The sequence below is a fragment of the Eudoraea adriatica DSM 19308 genome (assembly GCF_000382125.1).
Taxonomy (GTDB): domain Bacteria; phylum Bacteroidota; class Bacteroidia; order Flavobacteriales; family Flavobacteriaceae; genus Eudoraea; species Eudoraea adriatica.
In genome coordinates, this window is sequence record NZ_KB907552.1 from 19035 (window position 1) to 43497 (window position 24463).

General features: G+C 37.5%; 20 protein-coding genes. 14 read left to right on the forward strand and 6 right to left on the reverse strand.

The window, feature by feature from the left end; all coding sequences use genetic code 11:
• Positions 1-2 precede the first annotated feature (2 nt).
• Complete coding sequence (locus G504_RS0114965) at positions 3-1352, reverse strand: Na(+)-translocating NADH-quinone reductase subunit A (protein ID WP_019671006.1); 1350 nt, start codon at positions 1350-1352, stop codon at positions 3-5.
• A gap of 152 nt (positions 1353-1504) precedes the next feature.
• On the opposite strand from G504_RS0114965, the gene G504_RS0114970 reads away from it, so the two are divergent.
• From G504_RS0114970 to G504_RS0114990, 5 genes are all read left to right on the forward strand, one after another.
• Entirely contained in the window at positions 1505-2749 is a 1245-nt protein-coding gene (locus G504_RS0114970; RefSeq protein ID WP_026348610.1) for a type IX secretion system plug protein, read from the forward strand.
• 275 nt (positions 2750-3024) lie between these two features.
• Positions 3025-3630: an HD domain-containing protein gene (locus G504_RS0114975; protein WP_019671009.1), complete on the forward strand. Its 606-nt coding sequence runs from the start codon at positions 3025-3027 to the stop codon at positions 3628-3630.
• Positions 3631-4129: 499 nt separating this feature from the next.
• A complete protein-coding gene (apaG, locus tag G504_RS0114980) occupies positions 4130-4516 on the forward strand; it encodes a Co2+/Mg2+ efflux protein ApaG (RefSeq protein ID WP_026348611.1) in 387 nt (128 codons plus the stop codon).
• Positions 4517-4603: 87 nt separating this feature from the next.
• A complete protein-coding gene (gene pruA / locus G504_RS0114985; protein ID WP_019671011.1) occupies positions 4604-6232 on the forward strand; it encodes an L-glutamate gamma-semialdehyde dehydrogenase in 1629 nt (542 codons plus the stop codon).
• Positions 6233-6414: 182 nt separating this feature from the next.
• Positions 6415-7386, forward strand: coding sequence for a substrate-binding periplasmic protein (locus tag G504_RS0114990; RefSeq protein ID WP_019671012.1), 972 nt, complete (start codon positions 6415-6417; stop codon positions 7384-7386).
• 161 nt (positions 7387-7547) lie between these two features.
• Here the strand turns inward: G504_RS0114990 and rsmG are convergent, their stop codons facing one another.
• On the reverse strand, positions 7548-8189 hold the full coding sequence (gene rsmG, locus G504_RS0115000) for a 16S rRNA (guanine(527)-N(7))-methyltransferase RsmG (protein WP_019671014.1): 642 nt from the start codon (positions 8187-8189) through the stop codon (positions 7548-7550).
• Between the two features lie 121 nt (positions 8190-8310).
• Here rsmG and G504_RS0115005 point away from each other — a divergent pair, with 121 nt between their 5' ends.
• Together G504_RS0115005 and G504_RS0115010 are read left to right on the forward strand one after the other, a co-directional pair.
• Positions 8311-9414, forward strand: coding sequence for a fatty acid desaturase family protein (locus G504_RS0115005; protein WP_019671015.1), 1104 nt, complete (start codon positions 8311-8313; stop codon positions 9412-9414).
• Between the two features lie 13 nt (positions 9415-9427).
• Positions 9428-10612 (forward strand): pyridoxal phosphate-dependent aminotransferase, encoded by a 1185-nt coding sequence (locus G504_RS0115010; protein ID WP_026348612.1) that lies wholly within the window; start codon positions 9428-9430, stop codon positions 10610-10612.
• Between the two features lie 34 nt (positions 10613-10646).
• On the opposite strand, the gene G504_RS0115015 is transcribed toward G504_RS0115010, so the two are convergent.
• Positions 10647-12104, reverse strand: a complete 1458-nt coding sequence (locus G504_RS0115015; RefSeq protein ID WP_157473427.1) for a TrkH family potassium uptake protein — start codon at positions 12102-12104, stop codon at positions 10647-10649.
• A 35-nt stretch (positions 12105-12139) separates the two neighbouring features.
• Positions 12140-13489: a Trk system potassium transporter TrkA gene (gene trkA / locus G504_RS0115020; RefSeq protein ID WP_019671018.1), complete on the reverse strand. Its 1350-nt coding sequence runs from the start codon at positions 13487-13489 to the stop codon at positions 12140-12142.
• 245 nt (positions 13490-13734) lie between these two features.
• Between trkA and ubiE the strand changes: the two genes are divergently transcribed.
• Positions 13735-14463, forward strand: a complete 729-nt coding sequence (gene ubiE / locus G504_RS0115025; RefSeq protein ID WP_019671019.1) for a bifunctional demethylmenaquinone methyltransferase/2-methoxy-6-polyprenyl-1,4-benzoquinol methylase UbiE — start codon at positions 13735-13737, stop codon at positions 14461-14463.
• 4 nt (positions 14464-14467) lie between these two features.
• Positions 14468-15166: a type IX secretion/gliding motility protein PorT/SprT gene (gene porT / locus G504_RS0115030; protein ID WP_026348613.1), complete on the forward strand. Its 699-nt coding sequence runs from the start codon at positions 14468-14470 to the stop codon at positions 15164-15166.
• A gap of 50 nt (positions 15167-15216) precedes the next feature.
• Here porT and G504_RS0115035 read toward each other — a convergent pair whose 3' ends face one another.
• Positions 15217-15960, reverse strand: a complete 744-nt coding sequence (locus G504_RS0115035) for a TrmH family RNA methyltransferase (protein ID WP_019671021.1) — start codon at positions 15958-15960, stop codon at positions 15217-15219.
• A gap of 24 nt (positions 15961-15984) precedes the next feature.
• On the opposite strand from G504_RS0115035, the gene tamL reads away from it, so the two are divergent.
• Genes tamL through accD form a run of 3 tightly spaced genes read left to right on the forward strand, consistent with a single transcriptional unit; the run spans position 15985 to position 20588 of the window.
• Complete coding sequence (tamL, locus tag G504_RS0115040; protein WP_026348614.1) at positions 15985-18570, forward strand: translocation and assembly module lipoprotein TamL; 2586 nt, start codon at positions 15985-15987, stop codon at positions 18568-18570.
• 59 nt (positions 18571-18629) lie between these two features.
• A complete protein-coding gene (gene fbaA, locus G504_RS0115045) occupies positions 18630-19697 on the forward strand; it encodes a class II fructose-bisphosphate aldolase (RefSeq protein WP_019671023.1) in 1068 nt (355 codons plus the stop codon).
• 30 nt (positions 19698-19727) lie between these two features.
• A complete protein-coding gene (accD, locus tag G504_RS0115050; protein WP_019671024.1) occupies positions 19728-20588 on the forward strand; it encodes an acetyl-CoA carboxylase, carboxyltransferase subunit beta in 861 nt (286 codons plus the stop codon).
• 49 nt (positions 20589-20637) lie between these two features.
• On the opposite strand, the gene G504_RS0115055 is transcribed toward accD, so the two are convergent.
• On the reverse strand, positions 20638-21507 hold the full coding sequence (locus tag G504_RS0115055) for a hypothetical protein (protein WP_157473430.1): 870 nt from the start codon (positions 21505-21507) through the stop codon (positions 20638-20640).
• Positions 21508-21672: 165 nt separating this feature from the next.
• On the opposite strand from G504_RS0115055, the gene rpsO reads away from it, so the two are divergent.
• Together rpsO and G504_RS0115065 are read left to right on the forward strand one after the other, a co-directional pair.
• Positions 21673-21942, forward strand: a complete 270-nt coding sequence (rpsO, locus tag G504_RS0115060) for a 30S ribosomal protein S15 (RefSeq protein ID WP_019671026.1) — start codon at positions 21673-21675, stop codon at positions 21940-21942.
• A 183-nt stretch (positions 21943-22125) separates the two neighbouring features.
• Positions 22126-24339: a polyribonucleotide nucleotidyltransferase gene (locus G504_RS0115065; RefSeq protein ID WP_019671027.1), complete on the forward strand. Its 2214-nt coding sequence runs from the start codon at positions 22126-22128 to the stop codon at positions 24337-24339.
• The last annotated feature ends 124 nt before the right edge of the window (positions 24340-24463 follow it).

A 24463-nucleotide genomic window follows, 5' to 3' on the forward strand; every position in this document is an offset into this window, starting at 1 on the left:
TTTTATCCTATTTCTTTTTGTAATAAATCTAGTCCTTCACGAATTATCTGTTGATGCGGCTGCTTGGAAATACATATAAATTCAGTTAATGAAAAGTCTTCAGGAATAACCTCATACAAACCAAGTTGTTCCATTTCATCCAAATCTTTAACCATACATGCCTTTAATAGCTGAAGCGGATAAATGTCTAAAGGAAACACCTCTTCATACATACCTGTGACTACAAATGCCCTGTGTTCTCCATTTGTATTTGTATTTAAATCATATTTCTTTTTGGGCTGCAACCATGAAAATGTAAGCGCTCTTGTTGTAGATATTTTATCAAAAACCGGTTTATTCCAACCGAAAAATTCGTAATCATCTCCCTCGGGAATAACACTTACTGTATTGTTATAGAAACCGAGAAATCCATCAGGACTCGTTTTTTTCCCTGTCAATACATCTCCATTAATCACACGAAATTTCCCATTATTCACACCACTGGCGTACAAAAATGTTGCTATCTCTGCGCCAATTTTCGTTGTAAAATACTTTGGAGTCTTCACAGATGAACCGGCAAGGGCAATAGTGCGCTGGGCATTGAATTTACCAGTTAAAAGCAACTCACCAATAATTACAAGATCCTGGGGAGTAACAGTCCAAACTACTTCACCTTTATTTATCGGATCCAGTTTATTAATTTGAGTACCCACCAATCCGGCCGGATGTGGTCCTGAAACTTTATGTAATTCTATATTTTCGAGCTCAGAAAAAGGAGAATTGGAACCCTTCCCTATGGATACATGGACCTTGCCAGGAGTAAGTTTCGACAATGCTGTCAATGCCGCCTGAAATTCTTCTTCCTTGCCATTTAGGGTATAGTTCAAATCTGCCGCCAAAGGCGCAGTTACATAGGCCGAAACAAAGATTGCTTTGGGAGTAGCTGCCGGATCTGCCACAAGATCATAAGGTCGTTGCTTAATAAATGGCCAGCAGCCCGATTTAAGAAGAATAGACTTAATTTCTTCCGAATCAGCACCTGGGCTTATTACGCTATGTTTAAGATGTTCCTGAGACTTGTCTGCAAGAATTTTAATCATAAGTATTCTCCTGCGGGCTCCTCTTTTAATTTCAATTAATTCTCCACTAACCGGAGAAACGAAAAGCATGTCCTGATTATCTTTGCTGTAAAACAAGGGTTCACCTGCCTTTACCTCTGCCCCTTCCTTGACCAGCATTTTGGGCATTATTCCATGAAAATCCAGGAGATTGATGGCATAAACATTACTTTGAACTGCTTTGGATGTATTTTGTTCTGCCACACCTACAAGGTTAATGTTCAAACCTTTCCTGATCCTAATGTCTTTAGACATAAATTGTAAACATTTGGTTTATCAAAATTTCGACCAAAAATAGTACTTATGGGACTGTTTTCATAATTATTAACTATAATTTTGGGCTTTACACCGATATGACTTTTTTCGGTATGCATTTTGTTTACCTTTACTGCAAAAACAAGCTGAAAATGCGTTTTTTTGTTAAACAAATATTTTTTCTTCTCCTTACAACCCATGTGTATTCACAAATACAGGAAGAGGTAAATCCACCCGAAAATATAAAGACCATTATTTTTAAGGGACCAACTGATGACCAGTTTCCTGTCGTTAAATTAGGAGATCCGATTTATCTTGAGTTCGATGATTTAACCGCAAGTGAGCAAGACTATTATTTCAAAATTGTGTATTGCAATTATGACTGGACGCCATCCGAGCTATTAAAGTCGCAATACCTAAGAGGCACAGACAACCAAAGGATTATTAATTACACCAATAGTTATAACACCCTGGAAGCGTACTCTAATTATCAATTAACGATTCCCAATAAAGTGGTGAGTTTAAAAGTAAGTGGTAATTATGTACTCGAAATTTATAATTCCATCAACGAACTTCAATTTTCAAGAAGATTTGTGGTTTACAAGGATTTAGCCAAAGTTGCAGCAACGACCAGAAATTCCAGAAATTTTGATTTTCTTAATCAGAAGCAATCTGTACAATTTACAATTGCACCATTCAATCTTCAACTTATCAATCCAGTAAAAGAAGTAAAAATTGCCATAATTCAAAATTATCAATGGTCTAATGTCATCACTGATGTACCCCCGCAATTTACGTTGGGTAATTCACTGGTGTATAAATATGATAAGGAAACCAGTTTCTTTGGAGGGAATGAATTCCTGAATTTTGACACCAGTGATTTGCGAGCTCCAACTTCTTCAATTTCCCGCATTGAATATGATGATCTTTACCATCATTACCTTTTTACGGACGACTATAGATTTGACAAAGCATATACCTACTTTCCGGATATTAATGGCGATTTTACCATTCGTACTTTGCAAGGTGAAGATCCGTCGCGGGAATCAGAATATTCAATGATTCATTTCAGCCTCCCCTACACAATGGATATTGGATTAAATGAGATTTATGTCTATGGTAAATACAACAACTATGCTCTTGAGGAAGCGAACAAAATGATTTATAATGCTGAAACAGGAAATATGGAGGCCACAATAAAAATTAAGCAGGGGTTTTACAATTATAAATATGTACTTAAAAATGAGGATGGCCGGGTAGACCTGAATAAAATATGTGGTAACTTTAATTTTACAGAGAATAATTATTTAATACTGGTTTACTACAGAAATTTTGGTGATTTATATGATAGCATAATCGGAATAGGTACTACAAACTCTGAAAACATTACCAACTAAAAACTTTTCATTAACCTTCGCAAACAGTATATTTTTTATTAACAGTGCGTCAGCAGCGCCAAAAAATAATATCTTTTGTTAAGTCCATTGCGTCATTACGACTTAATTTCTGAATCCAATCAACGCACCGGCTTGCACTTGTGTAAGGTATTGTATTTTAACCATTTAGTAAGTAATAAAATAATTTTTTAATGACAATTAAATCGGGTTATTACAATAATTTTCTTAACATTGGGTTTTAATCTATACACTTATAATTCTTAGGATTGGGATAAATGTTGCTTCGAAATAAAAATTCATATCCAAATATATGTTTTGAGATCATTGAGCAGTTAAAAGAAAAGCTTCCCAAGTATCTTTCATATCACTCTATAGATCATATTATAGATGTTGCCAACGTATGTAACGACTATATCGAATATTACGATCTTCCGGAAGAAATGGCTAAGCTTTTGCGTATTGCCGCAATCTGCCATGATTATGGATTTACAGAATCTCCACTAGATCATGAAGAGCGGGGTATTATGGCTATACATGACTTGTTAACCCCAATTCTCACTAAGGATGAAATAGAGATAATAAATGGAATGATAAGGGCCACGAAAGTCCCTCAGAAGCCAAAGACCTTTTATGAAGAAATTTTGGCGGATGCCGATTTAGACTACCTGGGGAGAAAAGACTATGATGAAATTAGTGCTAAACTATTTAAAGAATATTTGCATTTGGGGATCGTTTCCGATAATGTTCAATGGTTAGACCTGCAAATCAGGTTTTTAGAGAATCACAAATTTCACACCGATTTTGCTAAAAATAATCGTGAGAAATTAAAGTCCAAAAAGATAAAACAACTCAAATCTCTAAAATTGGCCGCAAATAACTAATGTTATTTGCAACAAACTCTTGTTACTTAAATCATTCTATTGTACCACACTTCGAATAATCCAGCGTAAGGTTATTCCGTCTTTTAAGATCATTTTAGAGCAAATCATTTTACCTTCCGCGGGTTTTGACTCCTTTTCCGGATTTTTAATAACCACAAAAATTCTTCAAATACGCGGTATTTAATAAGTTACAACGCATAAATTCATCAGAAAAAAACATACATACACCGATAATTCAATGTTAAGTTTTCAATATCACTTCCTATTATTTATCTTGCCCGCGTAAGTAGTTTTTTTACAAAGCTTTATTAAATGGGAGAATTGTCAGAAGTACTGTTTTTCTCCTGCCTGTATAAAGTTTGAAGAAAAAATTTCTTTAGACCAAAATTCCAAACTATTGTTAAATAGAGCAGGTATAATTCGTTTTTTTATATTTTAGCAATTCTAACGGCTATGCTACTCATTTAGAGATTTACCGTTATCTAATAGCATGAAAAAGATGATTACTCAAGTAACTAAAGGCATAAAAATTTCGGTAAATACAAGTTTTGAAGGTACTTTCTTCAAAAACTATAAAATGCATTTTGCTTTTGGTTATACCATTACAATTGAAAATCAAAGTAAGGATTCTGTTCAGTTAACATCAAGGCATTGGCAGATATACGATGCTTTAAATGATTTTGAAGTTTTGGATGGTGAAGGTGTCATCGGAAAAAAGCCGGTTATCAGGCCTGGTGAATCCCATACCTATAGTTCAGGATGCCTTCTTGCATCTCCTATAGGAGCTATGAAAGGCCACTACAATATGGTAAACTTCACAACGAACGAAAAATTCAGAGTATACATTCCCTCTTTTAAATTTAGTGCGCCCTTCGCCTTAAATTAAGGACTCCTTTTACCTTGTTTTTAATTTTATAAACCATAAGGGTTTTAGTACCTTTGACCTCTAAATTATAATTAATATAAAGTAATTATGGGTAAAGGTTTTTTTGAAGTTCCGATGGCTATTAATGAACCAATAAAAAGTTATGCTCCAGGTACTCCTGAAAGAGCTGAGGTTTTAAAACAATATAAAGAATACTTCGAAGGAAGTCTGGAAGTTCCCTTATATATTGGCAGCGATGAAATAACGACAGCCTCTACCCGCACAATGTCTCCTCCGCATGATCACAAACATATTTTAGGTAAGTATTACCTTGCCGAAAAAAGTCACGTAAGCCTGGCTATAGAAAATGTGCTCAAATCCAGAGAAGCATGGGCATCACTGGCATGGGAACAAAGAGCCAGTATTTTTTTAAAAGCAGCAGATCTTATTGCCGGACCTTACAGAGCCAAAATAAATGCAGCGACTATGCTGGCGCAGTCAAAAACAATACATCAGGCAGAAATTGATGCGGCCTGCGAGTTGATAGACTTCCTGAGGTTTAACGTCTCCTATATGTCCCAGATATATTCGGAACAACCTGAATCTTCTGATGGGATATGGAATCGTGTAGAATACAGGCCGCTTGAGGGGTTTATATATGCAATTACACCTTTTAACTTTACAGCAATAGCAGGTAATCTTCCTGCTAGTGCCGCTATGATGGGCAACGTGGTCGTATGGAAACCCAGTGACAGCCAAATTTTTTCCGCTAAAGTTATTGTAGACGTATTTAAGGAAGCTGGTCTCCCAGACGGAGTAATCAACGTCGTGTATGGTGATCCGGTAATGATAACAGACACGGTTTTATCCAGTGCCGACTTCTCAGGAATTCATTTTACGGGAAGCACACATGTTTTCAAATCCTTATGGAAACAGATAGGCAATAATATTGACCGCTATAAAACATATCCAAGAATTGTTGGTGAAACCGGCGGTAAAGATTTTATAATTGCGCATCCAACAGCCAAACCTCAACATGTGGCTACTGCAATCACCCGGGGTGCATTTGAATTTCAGGGGCAAAAATGCAGTGCGGCTTCAAGGGTATATTTGCCAAAATCTACTTCTGCCGAAATATTGGATTTCGTAAAGAGGGATGTAGAATCATTCAACCCTCCGGGATCTCCCGAAGATATGAGCAACTTTATAACTGCTGTAATACATGAAGGATCGTTTGATAAATTGGCCTCATATATTGAGCAGGCTAAAAAAGATAAGAATGCAAATATTGTTGTTGGGGGAAATTATGATAAATCCAAAGGTTATTTCATTGAACCCACAGTAATACTGACAACTGATCCTCATTACGCAACGATGGAAACTGAATTGTTTGGGCCGGTGGTTACAGTTTATGTTTATGAAGATAAGGATTGGTCGAAAACGCTGAAACTGGTTGATGAGACATCTGAATATGCCCTGACAGGTGCTGTTTTGGCAAAAGACCGGTATGCTATAGATGAAGCCACCAAAGCACTGCAGAATTGTGCGGGTAACTTCTATATAAACGACAAACCAACGGGGGCCGTCGTAGGGCAGCAACCTTTTGGTGGGGCCAGGGCTTCAGGGACAAATGACAAAGCCGGTTCCGCTCAAAATTTGCTCCGATGGGTTTCACCGAGGCTTATTAAAGAGACATTTGTGACTCCGGAGGATTATCGCTATCCGTTTCTGGGATAGCCCGGACGATCAATAATTCCTTCTTTTGCGGGGGTAAAAAACTATCCCCGCCAAAATGTTGAAGGGCTTAATCATATTACATTCAAAATAAAATTCCTCTCTAATTTTGTTTCTTTTTTTAACATAATTTCAGAGCTGGTTGCTTTATCTTATGGTCCTATTACCATTAATCGGGCACAGCTATGAAAAATTTCCTGTTAGTTTTACTAACTATTCCCTCTATCTTTTTGTACTCGCAGCAGCATATAAAACTGGCTTCAGATATATATCCCCCATTTACCGATGTGGACAGCGAGAAGGGCTTTGCACTCGAATTGGTAAAAGAGGCCCTGAAACGCGGGGATGTACAAACAGAGCAGACGATTACCGGATTTTCGAAAGTAATGGACGGAATAAATACAGGTATTTACGATGGAAGTGCTGCTTTGTGGAAGACAGAAGACCGGGAGAATTACCTGCTCTATTCGGAACCATATCTTGAAAACCGGTTGGTATTAGTAGGAAGAAAAGGAAGTGATGTCAGTGCTAAATCCCTAAGCGAATTAAAAGACAAAAGAATTGCAATTATTTCAGGATATGCCTATGGCACTTCAGTTTATACATCTTTAGATGTTATAATCATACCCGGCAAGAGTCATCAGGAAAACCTGGAAAAATTACTAACATTCAAGACAGATTATATGTTGGTAGATGAATTGCTCATATCCTATTTGCTAAACTATCAAATGAATGATATCAGCAGATTTCTTGAAATTGGCAAAGAGGCCTTTATGGTTCAACCACTTCACCTGGCCATTTTAAAGGACAAACCAGATACGCGTAAAATTATTGAAGATTTTAATTCCAACATAAAGAATATGATGGCCGATGGCACCTATAATAAAATACTGGAATTAAATTGGATACAATCTGATGTTGATGGCGATGGAGTTCATGAATTGGTTTTGCTTGGAGACAAAGCCGGAACAGAAGCCCCTGCCAACTACTATAGATTGATGACCAAAACCGCTATGACTGAAAATTCTGAACGATATTATATTAATGGGGAAGTCTATGAAGGATGGCAGGTAGTCCCTGCCAGGTATAAAACGGACATAATTAAGGCAGCAAATATGAATACTACATCCACCTCCGGACTTAAGTTAAAGTTTTAAACCTATAGCTTTATGATTACTACCTGTACTCTAAATCAAATCTTTGAAATGGAAAAAAATATTAGTGTTAAAACAATAAAAAGCACCTTGAAAAGATGCATTGAATACATTAAAACCTATGCTCAGAATTGTAGGTATTCTTTTAATATGATGTTAATGCTTTAACTTTTGCCCTTATACTTCATTGGCAAATAAACCACTTTCTTGGTTTTAAAAAATTCCTCCCCGAAGAATTCAGACATTTCAAATACCTGAACGTTTCTATAGCCTTTTAACTCTTCGGATAAGTCCCCTCCCTTTAAATAAAGAATACCATTTTTAAGTTCATGCACTGATTTTTTCCTGATACTACCCTGAACCCATCTTACAAAAGTGGGCATAGCAGCGACTGCTCTGCTGACAATGAAGTCGAACTGTTCATCAAGGTCTTCGACTCTTTTGTGATAAGTGGTGACGTTTTTTAGACCGAGGCCTGAAACGACTTCGTCTACTACTTTTATTTTCTTCCCAATTGCGTCTACTAGTGTAAAACTCGTATCCGGAAAAAGTATAGCCAGGGGAATACCCGGAAAACCACCACCAGTTCCAACATCCAGGATAGAGGCTCCTTTTTTAAAAGATATAATTTTAGCTATCCCCAAAGAATGAAGTACATGTCGCAAATAAAGTTCGTCTATATCTTTCCTGGAAACCACATTTATTTTTTTATTCCAGTCCTGATATAAATTTTCAAGGTGCAAAAACTGCTCTTTTTGTATTTCGGATAAATTGGGAAAATATTTAAATATTATATCAGCTTGCATATGTACCTTTGTATTTTGCCAAAAATAATACATTCACTCCTAACGCCATTTTTAATTATCGCACAAGAGAGGTATTAAAAAGCAAGATATTACGTTATATTTACACAAATGATTTCTCCATATGGATTCGACCACAATTAAATTTTCGAGAAAAGATTCGGCACAGTTCTTTAAAACCCTGAATAAAAGAGTTAATGACTATTTTAAGGAAAATGAGTTAAAGAAAACCGGCAATTGGCGTTTGTATTTTAAAACAGCCATTATGTTTGCTCTTTTTCTTGCACCCTACTTTATAATATTGACGCTGAATTTGCCTAACTGGGCAAATCTGCTATTGACCATTACCATGGGTGTTGGCATGGCAGGTGTAGGCATGAATGTAATGCATGATGGAAACCACGGCTCCTACTCCACCAAGAAATGGGTTAACAAGCTAATGGGGAGCAGTATTTATATTCTGGCCGGAAACGTCTATAACTGGCAGGTACAGCACAATGTACTGCATCACACCTATACCAACATACATACGCATGACGAAGATCTTGAGGCCGGAAGAATATTGCGCTTTTCCGAACATGCAAAATGGCACAGGTTCCATAAATTTCAGCACTACTATTCTTTGTTTCTTTATGGTTTGTTAACATTTAACTGGGCCATCACCACAGATTTTATGCAAATGTACCGCTATACCAAACGTAAGCTATCCTACGGGAAGTTTCCAAATCCTTTCCTTAACTGGAGTGTTTTGGTGGCTACTAAAATGATTTATATCACAATTTGGATTGTGCTGCCTATGCTGGTTTTAGACATCGCATGGTGGAAAATATTACTAGGCTTTTTTGTTATGCATTATGTGGCTGGTGTAATACTAAGTGTTGTCTTTCAATTGGCGCATGTTGTAGATGAAGCCGAAACGCCATTGCCGGAAAAAGACGGTACCATGAAAAATACATGGGCCATACATCAGTTGCTGACGACAGTAAATTTTGGAACAAAAAACAGGGTTGTGAATTGGTTTACAGGAGGCTTAAATCATCAGGTAGAGCATCATATATTTCCAAATATCAGCCATATTCATTACACAAAAATCTCCAAAATTGTTAAACAAACGGCAAAGGAGTTTAATTTACCTTACAACGAGTATAAAACTACAAGAAAAGCCATAATTTCGCATTTCAAACACTTAAAGGAATTAGGCAAAAAGCCTGCATTACAGTACCAGTAAATTAATCGCAAGAATGAGTAAACTTTTATCCGATAGAATAAAAAACATGTCTACTTCGGCCACCTTAGCTATGGCCGCAAAAGCCAGAGAATTAAGAACCCAGGGGAAAGATATCATTGGGTTGAGTTTAGGGGAGCCAGATTTCAATATTCCGGAGTTTATCAAAGAAGCAGCAAAAAAAGCCATTGATGAGAACTATAGCAGTTACTCACCGGTAGATGGATACGCAGATCTAAAGCAAGCCATATCAAATAAATTTAAAAGGGATAATGCTCTGGACTATGGGCTGAGCCAAATAGTTGTGTCAACGGGAGCAAAGCAATCTCTGGCAAATGTAGCAATGGTAATTCTAAATAAGGGCGATGAAGTAATTTTACCTGCCCCTTATTGGGTAAGCTATAGCGATATTGTAAAACTGGCAGAAGGGATACCGGTCGAAGTTCCAACCAGTATAGAATCAGATTTTAAAATGACTCCGGAACAATTGGAGGCGGCAATCACTCCGAAAACTAAAATGATTTGGTTTAGTTCTCCATGTAATCCGAGTGGTTCTGTGTATAGCAAAGAAGAATTGGAAGGTCTGGCTCTTGTATTGAAAAATTATCCAGATATCCTGGTCGTATCCGATGAGATTTATGAACATATAAATTTCAGGGGCAAGCATGAAAGTATTGCCAGTATTAATGGAATGTACGAGAGAACAATAACAGTTAATGGCGTATCTAAGGCTTTCGCTATGACCGGATGGAGAATTGGTTATATAGGAGCACCTGAATGGATTGCAAAGGCCTGTACTAAATTTCAGGGACAAATTACAAGTGGTGCGAATGCTATAGCGCAACGATCTACTATTGAGGCTTTAAATGCTCCTGTTAGCAAAATTCAATTCATGATTGATGAATTTCATAAAAGGCGAGATCTCTTGCTGGAGCTTTTGGGGGAAATAAATGGATTTAGTTTAAATGTTCCGGAAGGTGCTTTTTATGTTTTTCCTGATATTTCGAGTTACTTTGGTAAGACCCTGAAAGGAACTACTATAAAAAATGCATCCGATTTTGCTTTATATCTATTGGAAAACGCTAATGTAGCTACTGTTACTGGCGAAGCATTTGGCAATCCAAACTGCATAAGAATATCCTATGCTGCTTCGGAAGATGAATTAAGGGAAGCTGTAAAAAGAATTAAAGCTGTAGTCTAAGTATGGATTAGCCTTTGACCATATTTCTGATGGATCATATCTTTTTCCAGAAATAAGGGTTAAAAAGTATCAATACGGTAAATAATTCCAATCTGCCTGCAAGCATAAGAAAACCACACCACCATTTTCCCAGCAATGGCAGGCTATTGTAATTACTTACAGGGTTAAAGTCTCCAAAAGCGGGTCCAACATTTCCAAGGGATGATGCCGCACCGCCAACTGCGGAAATAAAATCCAGACCTAATAGACTCAGCACGAGGGCACCTATTATAAAAAGCAGCATATACAGGACAAAGAATGCAATTATGTTGTAGACAATATGCTCGCTCACCGTTTTATTATTGAATCTAACAGGAATAATGGCATTAGGATGTAAGGTTCTTTTAAATTCCAGCAAGCCGTTTTTGATAATTAGGATATGCCTCATTACTTTAATACCTCCGGCTGTGGAACCTGCAGACCCTCCCATAAACATCAACCCGAAGAAGAAAACGGTTAAAAAGGGAGTCCAGGCCGTAAAATCTGCGGTGACGAATCCGGTGGTTGTAATAACGGCAGTAATCTGAAACAATGCATGTCTGAAAGAACTTTCAACTTCTCCAAATAGCATTGGGTGGAAGTTTGAAACTTCAACATTGGCCATAAAGTAGACAACCAGTGCCGTAATTAAGGTAAAAATCAACATTAACACGCTGTAAAACTTAAATTCTTCATCCCTTAACACCCTCTGGATTTTGCCTTTAAAGGCAAAATAGCTCAATACAAAATTGCTCCCGGCGAGAAACATAAAGAATATAACTATATACTGTATGAGGGGACGGTTATTCCAATAGGCAAGACTCGCATTTTTGGTAGAAAATCCACCTGTAGATAGTGTTGCCATAGAATGGTTTATAGCATCAAAAAAAGACATTCCGGCTACACTTAATAAAAGGGTTTCAGCTGCAGTATATCCAAAATAAATCAGCCAAAGTCTTTTCGCAGTGTCCGTAATTCTGGGGTGGAGCTTATCCGCGTTTGGCCCGGGAGCTTCTGCAGAGAACAGTTGCATTCCTCCGATTCCAAGCAGAGGAAGTATGGCGATTGCCAGGACAATAATACCCATACCCCCTATCCAGTGGGTAAGACTCCTCCAAAAGAGGATACCTTTTGGAAGAGATTCAATATCGTTCAGAATTGAGGCACCGGTAGTAGTATATCCGGATATAGTCTCAAAAAAAGCATTCGTAATACCTGGGATAGCCCCGGAAAAAACATATGGCAATATCCCGGAGGCAGACATTACAATCCAGCCAAGTGTAACAATGATATATCCTTCTTTTCTTTTAACTTCTTTATCATGCCCTCTGGTATAAAACATGGACAGAATACCAAGCAATAAAGTTATTATGGCCGCCAGGGTAATATCAAGTGTAACTCCATCATCATAAATGCCGCTAACCAAAGCCGCAACTAACATGAAACCACCATTAAATAATAACAGTAATCCCATTAAATGGATAATTATTCTATAATTCAGACCTGTCATTATATAAAGAGCCTTTCAATTTTTGAAATGGAATCCGGCAAACAGCATACAACCACCCTATCTCCTTCCTGAATCCTAAAATCGCCCAGGGCAATATTTCCAACTCCATCTCTTACAATCCCGCCAATTATTGCAGATCTGGGAAATTCGATTTCGCGTATAAATTTTCCATTTACCCTGGAGGTTTCCTTTACTTCGAATTCCAGGATTTCGGCATTTAGGTTATTTAATCTTGTAAGAGCAACAACTTCACCCCTTCTGATATACCTGAAAATATTATTAGCTGCGAGTAATTTCTTATTAATTAAAGTATCAACACCAATGGATTGGGAGAGTTGGAAGTAATCCATATTTTCCACCAGAGCGATGGTTTTTTTGATATTCTTGGATCTTGCCATCAGACAAGACATAATATTGGTTTCTGAATTTCCGGTAACCGCAATGAATGCGTCCATAGATTCCAGACTTTCTTCTTCCAATAATTCCACATTCCTGCCATCCCCGTTTATTACAAGGGCATTAGGCAAACTGTCTGATATATCAAAAGCCCTCTCTTTGTTTTTCTCTATTAGCTTTACATTAAATTTTTTGGAACAGAGATCTCGGGCAGCATTATACCCAACTTTACTACCTCCTAAAATCATTACGTTTTTTATCTCTTCTTTCTTTTTACCCGTAAGTTTGTAAAGTTCATCTACTCCTTTTCTATCGGTAACAAAATATACCTGATCATTTTCCTTAAATACCGTATCACCTCTTGGCATCAATGTATACTGGGTTCCAATCCTTTGCATGGCAATAGGCATAAAATGCAATTCTGGAAATATATGAGCCGCATCTTTGACCGTTTTGCCAATGAAAGGTGCGCCTTTGGGCAAGACAACGCCAACCATTATCAAAGCCCCTTCCTCAAACTCATAAGTGTCAAAAAAAGCTGACTTATTAAGTAAAAGCTGTATTTCCGTGGCGGCCAACTCTTCAGGGGAGATCAATTCGTCAATTCCCATTTCTGAAAAATTAATCAGTTCCTTGTTATCGATAAATTCAATATTTGAAATTCTCGCAATGGTTTTTTTGCAGCCCATTTGCTTAGCCAATAAACAAAGAGTAATATTTGTGGTTTCTGAAGAAGTTACCCCAATTACAAGATCCGAACTTTCAACTTTTGCTTCGCGTAAAACAGAAATGGATGTAGCATCGCCTTTAAGAACTTTTATATCTAAATGACTGTCAGCGTAAGTTAAACTTTCCTTGTTAGAATCTATCAAAGTAATGTTCTGGGATTCATATGATAAAAGTTTTGCCAAATGAAAACCTACTTCGCCTGCCCCCGCAATAATAATCCTCATCTTTAGTATTTATTAATTATCAAGAGTCTGAATTTGGCGTAAAGGAGCTATTTTGAAATAATATAAGCCAATGAAGCTCATGTACGTTGTTTTTGCAAAGTTTGCAATGGCAAAATTACGTAAATTTATTTTGATTAATGTCTAACTTGGTTAGCAAAAATGGACTTTGAATGTATTTGGATTATCCCCGCAAATACTCATTTTCAAAGCGGGCTTTGTATTATCTTTGCCTCAAAATTTAGCTTATGTCAAAAAAAGTAAACCCTTATAAAACATCTGCACTTGGAAAAAAACAGCAGGTCACACAAATGTTTGACGCAATTTCGGGTAACTATGATGGTCTAAATAGGGTAATTTCTTTTGGTATTGATATAAAATGGAGAAACAGAGTGGTAGCTATTCTAAAGAAAAAAAATCCAAATAAAATACTTGACATCGCAACCGGAACCGGAGATTTGGCTATTAATTTAGTAAAAACAGGGGCAGAACAAATAATTGGCCTGGATATTTCCAGAGGCATGTTGGAAATAGGGGAAAAAAAAGTAGCCGATAAAGGTTTGGATTCAACTATTGAAATGATTCTTGGCGATAGTGAAAATCTGCAGTTCGATGATCATGCCTTCGATGCAGTGACTGTAGCCTTTGGAGTACGGAACTTTGAAAATCTCGAAAAAGGATTGGCGGAAATATACCGTGTTTTAAAACCCTCCGGCACCTTTGTAGTTTTAGAAACTTCTGTACCAACCAAATTCCCCTTTAAACAAGGGTATTGGTTTTATACTAAAAATATCCTTCCCTTAATTGGCAAACTGTTCTCCAAAGACCGCTCTGCTTACACTTATCTTGCAGAATCTGCCGCGGTTTTTCCGCACGGACAGGCTTTCAACAATATTTTAGGGAAAATTGGGTTTATAGCTATGGAGAACAAGCCACAGACATTTGGTGTGGCGTCTATATATGTAGCTACAAAATAGATAAATGAAATATATCTTGGTTTTTTTGATAGGTTTCTTAATGCTGGTCACGAGTCCATTGCATGCCCAATTTAAGGAAAAACCCATAATAAATCTTGAAAATGAAGATAAGGCCTTATTAAACTGGGGATATTATCTGGGATTTAATCAATATGGCTTTAAATTTGAATATAAGAATGACCTGGATGATATTCTGGTAGATAAATCTATTGGTTTCAATGTAGGCCTGATAGGGGAACTGAGAATTAACGAATTTTTGGACCTCCGGTTTGAACCCGGTTTGTTTTATACACAAAGGACTTTAGGTTATAAAGGATTTACCGATGCAAATGACGCTTTGAGAGATGTAAAATCTACTTATATAAATTTTCCCTTACTCCTTAAAGTAAGTGCCCGAAGATTTGGTAACTGGAAACCTTTTATCATTGGCGGCGCATCTGCTTCCCTGAATTTGGGCAGTAACGAAGACAGCCTCGACGATAACAGCAGTGGTACTTTTCGAATGACTAAAACCCTCTATAACTGGGAACTTGGATTTGGCATTGATTTCTATACGGAATATTTTAAATTTTCTCCTTCTATCCGGGGGGTTTTTGCGCTTAGCAATGAATTAGTGCCGGATAACGATCCAAACAGTCCCTGGACCGGAAATATAGATGCCATGAAAACCAGAGGGTTTTTTGTGAATTTTACTTTTGAATAGGCCAAAACCTCTTAAATATTTTTGAATATTTCTTTCTCCGGAGCAAGTGTTTAATTAGTTACTCTTGTGCCTCTTCTTATTTCACTTAGAAAAATCGCCGTTGCTGTTGCAACATTCAGGCTTTCAGTAGTTTTTTTCCCATATTGGGGAATACTCAGGCGGTTTTTAGCATTTAACTTAAGACCTACTTCCTCAGATATACCCTTTCCTTCATTCCCCAGTATTAATAGCCCTTTTTCGGGTAGATTTGCAGAATATACCGAATTTCCCTGCATGTAAGTGCCAAAGGCGACATTTTTGTTTTCTTCAAGCAAATCAACAATATCCTTATAGACAATATTAACCCGGGCAATAGAACCCATAGTGGATTGCAGGACTTTAGGATTATAACAATCAACGGTATCAGGTGAACATATCAAATGGGTTATTCCAAACCAATCGCACAGCCTTATTATGGTTCCCAAATTTCCGGGATCCTGAATAGCATCTAAAACAACTACCCAGTCTGAAAAATCAATATCTTCTGCCTCTGGAATCTCAAAAATTCCCAATACTTTGTTTGGACTTTTTTGAAAACTTAATCTTGAAAGATCTTTTTCTGAAATATAGTGAACTTTTACTTTACTTTTTGCCTTGAACAGGGGATCAGTACTGTAAATGCTATGTGCCGTAATTTTAGAATTCATTAGCTCTGAAACGACCTTCCTACCTTCTGCTACAAAAAGTCCGTTTTGAATTCGGTACTTTTTTTGATATAAGCTTTTTATAAATTTTAATTGACTTTTAACAACCATTCAAATAATGTATTTTTGGCTTCTATGAAGACCCTTCGGAGTTACGAGAAGAATATTGCAAAAATAGGTTTATTCTTGCTTATTTTTGCATTCACTTCCTGTAATACTCTACGAAGGGTAGAGGATGACGAGCTTTTGCTTACAAAAAACAATATCTACGTAAATACCGAAAAAGTCAAGAGCGAAGATATTCGAAGTCTTGTTTTACAAGAGCCTAACAGTTACTTATTAGGGTATCCCTTAAGGCTTAACCTTTATAATTTGGCTAAAAAAGATCCGGATTCTTCCTTCCAGGCCTGGCTTCATAGAAAAGAAAAAAGGGAAAAAAGACTTGTAAATACATTATCACAAAAGCAGGTTAACAGGTTAGGCGAATCCTTTTTGGTAAAAGGGTATAGCGATTGGCTTAAAAAGATCGGCGAGCCTCCTTCCATTATTGACACTACACAAACTAAGAAATCATTGGAACGTTTGAGCATCTATTACGGAAGCAAGGGATATTTTAATAATACCACTTCCTTCGAAATAGATAGTACGAAAAAAAAGAAACGGGCTGAAATAAATTATGCGATTGCACTGGGAAAACCATTTATTGTTGATTCCATTACCAGAAATATAAGCTCTAAGGCCATTGATTCTATCTATTCACTAAATGAGGACAAATCCTTTATTAAAAACAGCAAACAGTTTGATCTTGTTGATTTTAATAATGAAAGGAAGAGGCTTTCAGAACTCTTTAGAAATACCGGGGTATATAATTTCCAGGAGAGTTCTATAGCCTATGATATACTAAGGGATACCGCCAGGATTAACGACGATCAAAAAATGAATGTCAAACTAAATATTGGCAACCTTAGAAAGCGAGGTGATACCAGCATAACTACTGCGGAATACAAAGTCTATCGTTTCGACAAGATAAATATTTATCCCGATTATAGCTTCAATGAAGATATATCTGCTTTAAAATCTGTGGAATACGAGAATTATACGATTTATTATAAAGATAAACTCCACTATAAACCCAAGGCATTGACCGATGCCATTTTCCTGAAAAAAGACAGTCTGTACAGAGACATTGATAAAATTCGTACTTACAGACGAATTACCAATTTAAATACCTTTAAATATCCCAACATACTTTTTACAGAGGATAGTACCCAATCAAAACTTACAACAGACATTTTTTTAGCGACCAGGCCTAAATTTTCATGGGCCATTGATTTTGACATTACGCACTCCAATATTAGATCACTGGGCATTGGTTTTAGTACAGCCCTTATCTCGCGTAATATTTTTCGTGGTGCAGAAACACTTAGCTTGTCCCTGGGAGGTACTTTTGGCTTGTTAAGTGATGAAACTTCCACAGAGAATTTCTTTTCGGAAATCGGTGCAGATGTGGCTATAACATTCCCCAGAATCTGGTTCCCCTTTTTTAACTGGAAAAAAATAATTCCATCCTATAAACTTCCACAATCCAGAATTTCGGTGGGTACAAGTTTTCAAAAAAATATTGGCCTGGATAAACAAACCTTTAATACGATATTAGGTTACAACTGGGCCACGAACACTTTAAATAAAAACAATGTAGAATTATTAAACATTCAATTTGTAAATAATCTTAACCCTGATCGTTTTTATAATGTATATCAAAGCACCTATAATAGGTTAAATGATATTGCCGTGGATTATGCCGATGACCCAGATTTACAGGACTTTTACGTTATGCCCGAAGGTCCGGACGGACCGCAACTAATAATTCCTGAAGGAACCACCGGTTTTACGGATGCCATATTAAACGTCGAAGTGCCTTCTACTCCGGAAGATTTTGAAGATGTAGCCAGTATAGAAGAAAGGAGAATCAGATTAACAGAAAACAACCTGATTTTTGCAAGTAACTATACATTCAGTAAAAACAACAGGTCCGGTATAAATGATAATAGTTTTTATTCTTTCCGATTTAAAATAGAAAGTGCAGGAGGTTTGTTATCGGCTATTTCTAACGTCATAGAATTTGACAAAAATGATAATGGAGATCGAACTGTTTTTGGGGTGCCTTTTTCGCAATATATTAAAACTGAATTCGATTATATTAAGCATTGGGATCTATCCGGGTCGAACGTGCTTGCATTCAGAAGCTTTTTTGGGATAGCCATCCCATACGGAAACTCCAATAGTGTGCCCTTTGTTCGCAGTTATTTTGGCGGAGGTTCGAATGATAACAGAGCGTGGTTTCCTTATTCCCTCGGACCGGGTTCAACAGATAATATTAATGATTTTAATGAAGCCAACATGAAAATAGCACTTAACCTGGAGTATCGGTTTCCGATCTTTGGAAATTTTAAGGGTGCTGTTTTTGCAGATGCAGGTAATATTTGGAATGTCTGGGATAATGTTCAGGATCCTGCAGCCGTGTTTGAAGGGTTTGAATCCTTTTCAGAAATAGCTCTTGGTACCGGTATGGGGCTCAGATATGACTTTACCTATTTCGTATTCCGACTCGATATGGGCTTTAAAACCTATAACCCTGCTTTGTTGGTCGGTGAAAGATGGTTTAGTGAATATAATTTTAGTAACGCAGTATTCCAGATTGGGATAAACTATCCTTTTTAGTCCTTTAATTATTTTACTACATTTGCCACAACTCATAAAAACTAACAGACTATAAAATTATGTCGCATTCAATAAAACCAGGAGTTGCTACAGGTGACGAAGTTCAACACATATTTAATTATGCAAAGGAAAAGGGATTTGCCCTGCCCGCGGTTAATGTCATAGGATCGGATACCATTAATGGAGTCCTGGAAACAGCGGCTGTTTTAAATTCTCCGGTTATAATTCAATTTTCTAATGGCGGAGCACAGTTCAATGCGGGAAAAGGTTTGTCTAATGAGGGTCAGCTTGCCGCAATACAGGGAGCCGTTGCCGGAGCAAAACATATACACCAGTTAGCTGAGGCCTATGGCGCTACAGTTATTCTGCATACAGATCATTGTGCTAAAAAGTTGCTGCCATGGATAGATGGTCTTCTGGATGCTAGTGAAAAGCATTTTGCGGAAACAGGAAAATCACTTTTTAGTTCTCATATGATAGATCTTTCAGAAGAACCCATTGAGGAAAACATTGCTATTTGCAAAGATTATCTTGCAAGGATGAGCAAAATGGATATGACTCTGGAAATTGAATTAGGAATTACGGGAGGTGAGGAAGATGGCGTGGATAACACGGACGTAGATGATTCAAAACTATATACCCAGCCTGAAGAAGTGGCTTATGCATATGAGGAATTATCCAAAATAAGCCCGAGGTTCACTATAGCGGCTGCATTTGGAAATGTCCATGGTGTATACAAGCCGGGAAATGTTAAGTTAACCCCAAAAATTCTAAAGAATTCCCAGGAATACGTAACAAAGAAATACGGTGTTGAACATAATCATATAGATTTTGTGTTCCATGGCGGCTCAGGTTCAACTGTTGAGGAAATCCGTGAAGCTATTGGTTACGGTGTTATAAAGATGAATATTGATACAGATTTGCAATATGCTTTTACGGAAGGTGTTCGGGATTACATACAGGGCAAATCAGCTTATCTGCAATCACAGATCGGGAATCCCGATGGGGCTGATCAACCTAACAAAAAATATTACGATCCCAGAGTTTGGCTTCGGGAAGGAGAAAAGACCTTTGTTGAGAGGTTAAAAAAAGCTTTTGAAGATCTAAACAATATCAATACCTTGTAGAGGTAACTTTTAGAATTAAATATTATTCCAATGACGGCTTGGTTCAAAAGAACAGAAAAAGGTATACAAACTGCAACTGAGCAGAAAAAAGATACACCCAAAGGCTTATGGTATAAATCTCCCACAGGAAAAATTGTTGAGTCTGAAGAGTTAGCCAAAAATTTTTATGTTAGCCCGGAAGATGATTATCATGTAAGAATCGGAAGCAAAGAATATTTTGAAATTCTCTTTGACAATAACAAATTTCAGGAATTGGATGCGAAGCTAACTTCCAAAGATCCCTTAAAATTTGAGGATACCAAGAAATATTCTGACAGATTAAAGGCCGCACAAAAAAAGACTGGCTTAAAAGACGCAGTAAGAACAGCAGTCGGTAAATCTCTGGGAAAGGATGTGGTTGTGTGCTGTATGGATTTTAGTTTTATTGGGGGATCAATGGGTAGCGTAGTAGGTGAAAAAATTGCCCGTGGAATTGATTATTCCATTAAAAAGGGAATCCCCTTCGTTATGATATCCAAATCTGGTGGAGCCAGAATGATGGAAGCAGCTTTGTCATTAATGCAGCTGGCCAAAACATCTGCAAAGTTAGCGCAACTGGCTGAAGCCAAAATTCCATATATTTCTTTGTGCACTGATCCTACAACAGGTGGTACAACAGCTTCATATGCGATGCTGGGAGACATCAATATTTCTGAACCTGGCGCGTTGATTGGTTTTGCCGGGCCAAGGGTTGTTAAAGAGGCAACAGGCAAAGATCTTCCAAAAGGATTTCAAACTTCGGAATTCGTTATGGAAAATGGCTTTTTAGATTTTATTTCTCACAGGCGGGATCTTAAAAAAAATATTAATCTTTACATAGATCTTATTCAAAATCTGCCAATTAGAAAATAAAAACCCTGAAAATGAGAATTCAGGGTTCTAATAAATTGTTTGAAGGTTTTTAATTTTTAAACCTTCTTAAAAATATTTCCTTAGATTCTCCATCAGGATACGTAAGAATTCCTTTAGAATCACAACTTCCATCTCCAAAATCAAGACTCACGGTTGTATCATTTTTTGAAATTTCAAGCAGTCCACTTACGATAAATCTGCAAGATAGTTCTCTTCTTAGCGGGTTTATGGTTTCCTTAACCAAAACATTGCCAGATTTACCATTGTAAGTACCATTACCGGAGATAAGAAAAACGTTATCTCCCCAGAATCCGCTTCCAAAACCTTCAATCCATTCTCTGGTTCTATTCCCTGTAAAACTTGCAGCACTGCCATCGGGCCATTGTCCTGAAAAATCAGCAACAGCTTCTGATTGAGGATTACCATTATCATTATAACGCATGCGTTGCACAGTAGCACTACCCTCAACAGAAACCCCGTTAAACATGAAGTCCTCAAGGGAAAAGCTTAGCGTTTTCATAGCCACCTCCATGTCTTTAAGATAATTAAGAATAATTTTCCCGCTTAATAAATTCCCATTGGGTAATTCGCATCCCTCACCAAAATCAATAGTTTTTTCTTTACTGGTACTAGTCACCACAGTAGTAATTGTAACACAATCCGGTAAATAATCTGAAATGTAAGAACCCCTGGACGTAGCCTGGATTTCGTCTGTGGCGTACACATCCTCGCCGATGTGAATGATTTCCTCAGAAATTAATTCAGATTCATCGCTTGCCTGAAGTTGCGTTATTTCAAAATTTTCTGTTTCTACGCTTTCACTTATTCCCGAAGTTTCTTCTTTGTCACAGGAAATATTTAATACAATTGATAAAAGCAATAATCCCGATAAATTCAACTTTTTTAAACAATTTTTCATACTATAATTTTTTAATATTACAATCCTTGGACCCGGGTTATTCATAAAGGTTTAATCGGTGATCAAAAAAAGTGCATGACATCTGCTTTATTTAAATTTATTACTATCTTTGCGCTCGATTGAAAATCAATCAGATACATAAAAATCATTTAAAACAATATTGGAATGTATTTAACAAAAGAAGTTAAAGCGGAAATCTTTAAAAAACACGGAGGTTCAGAAGGTAATACCGGCTCCACGGAAGGTCAGATTGCGTTGTTTACGCATCGGATTAATCATTTAACAGGACACTTAAAAAACAACCAAAAGGATTACAATACGGAGAGATCCCTGGTAAGACTCGTTGGTAAAAGAAGAAGTTTGCTGGATTATTTGAAGAAAAAGGACATTGAAAAGTACCGTATACTAATAAAAGAATTGAACATTAGAAAATAATATCCGGGGAGGCATTGCTTCCCCTTTTTCTTAACAAAAGCCCTGAAATTTAGGGCAAACACAAAAAGCTTACACATAGTTTTTCATTGGTCGACAACACAACAACACAACTCGGACCGTCTATGTAAGACGGTTGACCATTGTTTAACAGCCTGATAAACAGTCAGGTTCTAATTAAAATTTATGATTCCAAAAACATTTAGAGAGGTCATTGACCTCGGTGACGGTAGAGAGATTTCTATCGAAACCGGAAAACTTGCAAAACAGGCCCATGGTTCTGTTGTTGTGCAATCCGGGAACTGTATGTTATTATGTACAGTAGTTTCCAATTACAAACAAAGTGATGTAGATTTTCTTCCTCTGACAGTAGATTACAGGGAAAAATTTGCAGCTTCCGGACGTTATCCGGGAGGTTTTTTCAAAAGAGAAGCCAGACCAAGTGACGGAGAAGTATTGACAATGCGACTGGTAGATCGCGTATTGAGACCATTGTTCCCAAAGGACTACCATTCTGAAACTCAGGTGATGATTCAGTTAATGTCTCATGATGAAAATGTTATGCCGGATGCCATGGCAGGCCTGGCTGCATCTGCTGCAATCCAACTTTCGGATTTCCCGTTTGAATGTGCAATTTCTGAAGTTCGCGTTGGCAGAGTAAATGGCGAATTTGTCATTAATCCAACCAGGACACAATTACTTGAATCTGATATTGATATGGTAATCGGGGCTTCTGAAGACTCGGTTATGATGGTAGAAGGTGAAATGGGTGAAATTTCTGAAGAAGAAATGGTTGAAGCGATCAAATTTGCACACGAAGCTGTAAAAGTACAGTGTGCTGCACAGATTAGATTAGCCAAGGCCTTTGGGCAAAAGGAAGTGCGCGAATACGAGACGGAAGCTGAGGACGAAGCACTTATGAAAAAGATTCATGACCTGGCCTATGACAAAGTTTATGAAGTAGCCAAGGCCGGTTCTTCGAAACACGAACGCAGTGCATCATTTGCAGAAATAAAAGAAGAGATTAAAGCTTCTCATTCCGATGAAGAACTCGAAGAGATAGGAGATTTAATCAGTAAGTATTATTATAAAGCCGAAAAAGCTGCTGTCAGAGATCTTACCTTAAATGAAGGTTTAAGGCTAGACGGCAGGAAGACAGATGAAATAAGGCCTATCTGGTGCGAGGTAAATTATTTGCCATCAACCCATGGTTCTGCAATTTTTACAAGAGGGGAAACGCAGGCATTGGCAACAGTTACACTAGGCACTTCTAGAGAGGCCAATCAAATTGACATGCCCTCGTTTGAAGGTGAAGAAACATTTTATTTACATTACAACTTCCCGCCTTTCTCCACAGGAGAAGCAAGACCTATTAGGGGAACTTCGCGCAGGGAAATTGGGCATGGAAATTTAGCCCAAAGAGCATTAAAAGGAATGATTCCTGAAGATTGCCCATATACTGTTCGGGTTGTTTCCGAAGTATTAGAGAGTAATGGTTCTTCATCCATGGCAACTGTGTGTTCGGGTACCATGGCACTTATGGATGCCGGGGTGCAACTTAAAAAACCTGTTTCAGGAATTGCAATGGGTTTGATTACAGATACCGAAACAGGCAAATATGCAGTATTATCTGATATTTTGGGTGATGAAGATCACCTTGGAGATATGGACTTTAAAGTTACAGGTACCGCAGATGGCATCACTGCCTGTCAGATGGACATCAAAGTTAAAGGCTTATCCTACGAAATTCTGGTTAAGGCATTAATGCAGGCAAGGGCTGGAAGGCTCCATATTCTTGAAAAATTGACCGATACTATTGGGGAGCCAAATGAGGAGGTTAAAGCGCATGCGCCAAAAATGGTAACGGCAACAATTCCCGGAGAATTTATAGGGGCATTAATCGGTCCTGGCGGAAAGGTAATTCAGGAGCTTCAAAAAACTACAGGAACTACTATTGTAATTAATGAAGATCCGGTTACTGAAGAAGGACTGGTAGAAATCCTGGGGACAAATCAGGAAGGAATAGATGCAGTGCTTGCTAAAATAGACTCCATTACGTTTAAACCGGAAGTGGGTAGCGTTTATGAAGTAAAAGTAATTAAGATTCTGGATTTCGGAGCTGTTGTAGAATATATTGACGCGCCAGGAAATGAAGTCCTTCTCCATGTTTCTGAACTCGCCTGGGAGCGAACAGAGAAAGTGACCGATGTAGTAAACATGGGTGATGTATTTGACGTTAAATATTTTGGAATAGATTCCCGAACCAGAAAGGAAAAAGTATCACGCAAAGCGTTATTGCCTAAACCTGAAGGTTTTAAGGAAAGACCTCCCAGAGAAAACAGGGATCGTGATCGTGGAAGAAATGACAGGAACAGGGATCGTAAACCCAGAAGAGACTAATTTTTTCTAACCTTACTATTATTAGAAAGCCCCTTTAAAACAGGGGTTTTTTAATGCGATTTAATCAAAAAGTCAAATTTTCATACCCTTCTTGTAACATTTGCCGCTTTTTTACGTATAAGTA